The sequence below is a fragment of the Lactobacillus sp. MRS-253-APC-2B genome, assembly GCF_012843675.1.
GTDB lineage: Bacteria > Bacillota > Bacilli > Lactobacillales > Lactobacillaceae > Limosilactobacillus > Limosilactobacillus pulli.
The window spans coordinates 1-4,052 of the sequence record NZ_JABAFO010000035.1 but is presented as its reverse complement, the minus strand read 5'-3'; the positions used below and the strand labels follow the sequence as shown (position 1 = coordinate 4,052).

Here is a 4,052-nt window from a genome sequence, read left to right as displayed (position 1 = left end):
TGACTTAAAAGGTTCAACATATATTACTATCTACTACTCGTCCCACGCATCGCCAAATGTTGGGGCTTTTTTTATTTAATTAAACGGCTACTATTTTACGCCTTAAATGCACGTCCTGCAAACGTTTTGAGCGCTTTTAAAGTACGTGCAGTGCTAAATGAAAACATGAAACAACCCGAAAATCAGTACAATACAAGCACTCAAAACTTTATTTTTTTCACGTGCTTTCACGGTCTTATGAAAGTTTTTCATTTTGTTTTCACTCGTTTTCATAGCAGGCGGCCACCCGTTTTATTTTAACATTAGCCACCGCCTTTATCGTCCTGCTACAACTTAATATAGACAAACAAAACAAGGGATGCCATTGCGAACATCCCTTTTCTTATTGCCTTTAATTGTCGATTCATGCAGCCCTTTTTGTTTAATCTTTCCAATCTAAATGCTCGTACATATCGACTGCACCCTTGATATAGCTTGCCGTTTGCTCACCATAGGCCAACGTCCTTAGCAGGGCCATTTGATTGTCGTTGATGTTTCGTACCATGCTATCTATTACTAGATTCATATCATTGTAACCGTCCTGCTCGTCCCTTTTAGCTATTTCATCCCTAACATCTATCCATGGTGCATTGTCATCATTTGACGGCCTATACATCCCTTGCAGGTCGTTACAATACATTACGATTCGTGCATAGTCATCATGCTCATCAAATCTATCGTCAGCAAGCGTTGATATGAACGTAATAGCCGTGTCAGCGTCCAGTTTAGCCATTAACTTTAAGATTGTCAGTTGTTTAGTCATTTGCTTTCTCACTTTCTCTAATCTGCCGTTTGATACGTTTAACCGTTGATTCACTCACGCCTGTTGTTAGGGCCGTTTCTCTGATTGAGTGTGTAAGGCTATATTCATAGATACGTTTATATCTATTTGTGATTCTGCGTTTTGGCCTGCCCTCTTTATAGTTTGGATTGTGTTTTTTAGCGTATGCTTTTCCCGTTGCTAGTCGTTCAACGATAAGGTCATGCTCGAATTCAGCCATAACTGACAGCATATTGAACATCAGCTTACCCTTTAGCGTTGAGTTGTCTACGTAACCGCCTAGTTGCACGATATAGACCTTAACGCCTTTAGACAGCAGGTCGCTAACTATATCAACCGCAACCCGTACTGTACGGCCTATACGGTCAACTTTCGTAAAGTACACTGTATCGCCTTTTTGCAACTTGTCGTACAATTCGTTCCACTTTGGACGCTCTTGCGTAGTACCCGTAAATTTCTCTGCATAGATGTTTTCAGCAGGTACGCCTTCCTGCTCCAGCTCTTTCATCTGCAATTCTAGGTCTTGACCTGTACCCGAAACCCTAGCATATCCATATATCATAGCTATCTACTCACTTTCTCGATATATCCTTTACTTTCTGCACCAACTTTTTGAACCAGTTGATGTCCATACTGTACCACGTTGTTTTACCTAGGTCAAATATTGCCCACTAATTGACCCACCTTTTATGGTTTCCTGCAAAAAAGTTCAACCGTGCAATGCACTGATATATAAGGCTTTAAGGGATGTTTTTCAATCAATTTGGTATATAATACTAAGACTTGTTTTGCCTTGTCCTGCAGGTTCATGAATGGCTCAAAAAGGGCCTTATTTTCAACTAAACACCCCCAATAATAGGGCCTTTATATACGATTTATGTTTAGTACCATTTTCACCGAAACTTACTAAACACCCCCACTAGCAGGGACAATCCGTCCACTTTCAGCCCAAAAATAAAAAGCAGGCGATTTTGTGTGCATCAACCTACTTTCATTACTTTTATTCATTTTCCTAATCACCGATGTTATGGCACTTTACGCCACTTTCTTATATCTTTATACATTTTAAAGTGTATATATCCCTTATAAGATAGCGCTTACACTGGTCAAATGCAGCCTAAAAATGCAGCGTTAAATAGACCGTGGCGTGTGTTTTAAGCTACTCACCATGGCTATCCTTCTATTTTTTCGTTGTTTTGTACTAACTAGCCCCACCTAGTAGCCCTAAACTAGGGATGTTTTGCAGGGCCTGCATAGCGCCGTTTTTTGGTAAAATCAACATTTTATTATTTTTAATATCCCCGTCAAGAATTCTACGCCGTAACTGATTGTATTGAACCTTAGTCGTGTCATGCGTCCAGTCATCAAGCAAAATCAAGTTCAATGGTGTGTTTCCTGCAATGGTTGACGTTTCATAGGGTAGGATATGGTGAACGGTATATCCAGTCCATGTTAGGTAATCAACATCCCAAGCGCTTTTAACTCTGTTCCAAGCACTAGGATGCACCCGCGCCATGGTTTCTGCCATTATCAAATTTTGAATGTAGGCAGTTCTGGTAAACCCAAAAACTCTGATTCCGAAACCTAGGTAACGCCTGTTGCCACGGCCTTTTTGGCTCAATGTGTAAGGTTTACCAGTAGGGCTATATACGTTCAATTGCTTATCAAACGCACTCACTCTATCAGTTGTCTTGGTCTTTAGTTTTCGTGTTGTCTGAGAGCCATTTTGCCACCATGTTATAGATTTATAATCTGGTCTGTACGCTCTAAGCAGTCTAGGCTTGGATGCGTTCGATAGTCCACGGCCCAATGCGTCAAGATCAAGCGTTGATAGGTCTACGATAGCAACATCACGTTCTAGCTCAACGGGTATAAGCGTGTTACACTCTCTTAACGTCATTACTACGGCCTGCACGTCCTGCTCACTCATCATATCCATGGTTAGGCCACCGCCTTTTCCATGTTGTCTTGATAGGCTTTAATGGCGCTTAACATATGTTGCAGTACACGGGTATCACTATCATTAAGCCTGTAAACATCCCGTTTGACCACGTTTATTAGATGTTCAACGCCCCACTCATCAATGCTTGTGATTCTAGTTACCGTTGAGCCTTGATATTGTCCACGTTCATTGATAAAGGCCCACACATCAACCCGACAACAACGGACTTTAACGCCATGATTTTGTCCATAGCTTTTACGCATAACCTTGTCTGTACGCTTTTCATAGGCTTTCGCAACGGCCTTTTTTTTGTCCATATGGCTTTTACGCCACTCTTTTTTAGCCTGTTTTTTGATGTTCGCAGGCACGTTCAAGCTCTTAACAGTGTCATAGTTGTTTTTAGCTTGTTGCTCATCTTTAACGGCCTGCTTGACTGTTTTAGCCTTAGATGTTTGGCTCATCATCATGTAACGGCCTAACCCGTCCAAGTCATAGATACGTTGAGAATGGCCCGTACCGTACGTTTTAAAGCTCTTAATCAGTACGTTATGCAGGTAGTTAACGCCATGGTTTAAAACGCTCTTATCAGCCTTTAGCACAACGTGAGCATGAACCAGTCCATATTGGTCGTACTCAATTACGCTAGTCCAACACTCAACCTTAAAAGGCAGTTCATCTTTAAGCCACTTGCCAATCCTATTTTGTGCCACCTGCACTGATTTAGTTTCGTTGTTGAAGTGTCCACTGAAGTATGCACATCTAAGGCCATCAATGCCTTTACCAGCTTGTTGAAAATTGTTTTCCAGACTATCTAACCAACGGCTACGGTCTCTACTTTTCTGCATGGCCGTTCTAGGGCCTTTAGAAGCCCGTACACGGCTTTTAGCTTTAGGCCCTGCAACAACATGGCTAGATTCACTAATCGTCGTCAAACCGTCATTATTTGCCGTATACGTGTTTACGTTGTCAGCCTTTGTCAGTTGTCTGCATTCAGTTTTAGTAGTTGTATACAACAAATTAAAACATCCCTTTCCGCCCTGCAATCAATGGCTTAAAAAGGGATGAGTAGAATAGGTTGACAACCTACATTTTTCTTGCTTATTTTCAGTCCAACGGCTATAATGAAAGTCGTTAAATATTAATGTTAAAAGCCGTTAAAAGCCATTAATATTAATAAGCCATGAACCAATTAATTAGGTACGCCAATACCGTTTGACTTAAAAGGTTCAACATATATTACTATCTACTACTCGTCCCACGCATCGCCAAATGTTGGGGCTTTTTTTATTT

Annotated in this window: 4 protein-coding genes; all 4 read right to left on the bottom strand. The window is 41.0% G+C overall.

The window, feature by feature from the left end; genetic code table 11:
- Positions 1–421 precede the first annotated feature (421 nt).
- Positions 422–802: a hypothetical protein gene (locus HF864_RS09220; RefSeq protein ID WP_169462695.1), complete on the bottom strand. Its 381-nt coding sequence runs from the start codon at positions 800–802 to the stop codon at positions 422–424.
- Entirely contained in the window at positions 795–1,382 is a 588-nt protein-coding gene (locus HF864_RS09215) for a recombinase family protein (protein WP_169462694.1), read from the bottom strand. Before HF864_RS09215 ends, HF864_RS09220 begins: the two co-directional genes overlap by 8 nt.
- A gap of 639 nt (positions 1,383–2,021) precedes the next feature.
- The gene (locus HF864_RS09210) at positions 2,022–2,759 is read right to left on the bottom strand and encodes a hypothetical protein (protein ID WP_169462693.1); all 738 of its coding nucleotides are present in this window, start codon (positions 2,757–2,759) and stop codon (positions 2,022–2,024) included.
- A 2-nt stretch (positions 2,760–2,761) separates the two neighbouring features.
- A complete protein-coding gene (locus HF864_RS09205) occupies positions 2,762–3,778 on the bottom strand; it encodes a hypothetical protein (protein WP_169462692.1) in 1,017 nt (338 codons plus the stop codon).
- Positions 3,779–4,052 lie beyond the last annotated feature (274 nt).

Excerpts from the sequence above, each read along its gene's own strand:
- HF864_RS09220 (WP_169462695.1), bottom strand. The coding sequence starts at position 802 with ATGACTAAACAACTGACAATCTTAAAGTTAATGGCTAAACTGGACGCT.
- HF864_RS09210 (WP_169462693.1), bottom strand. The coding sequence starts at position 2,759 with ATGGATATGATGAGTGAGCAGGACGTGCAGGCCGTAGTAATGACGTTA.
- HF864_RS09215 (WP_169462694.1), bottom strand. The coding sequence starts at position 1,382 with ATGATATATGGATATGCTAGGGTTTCGGGTACAGGTCAAGACCTAGAA.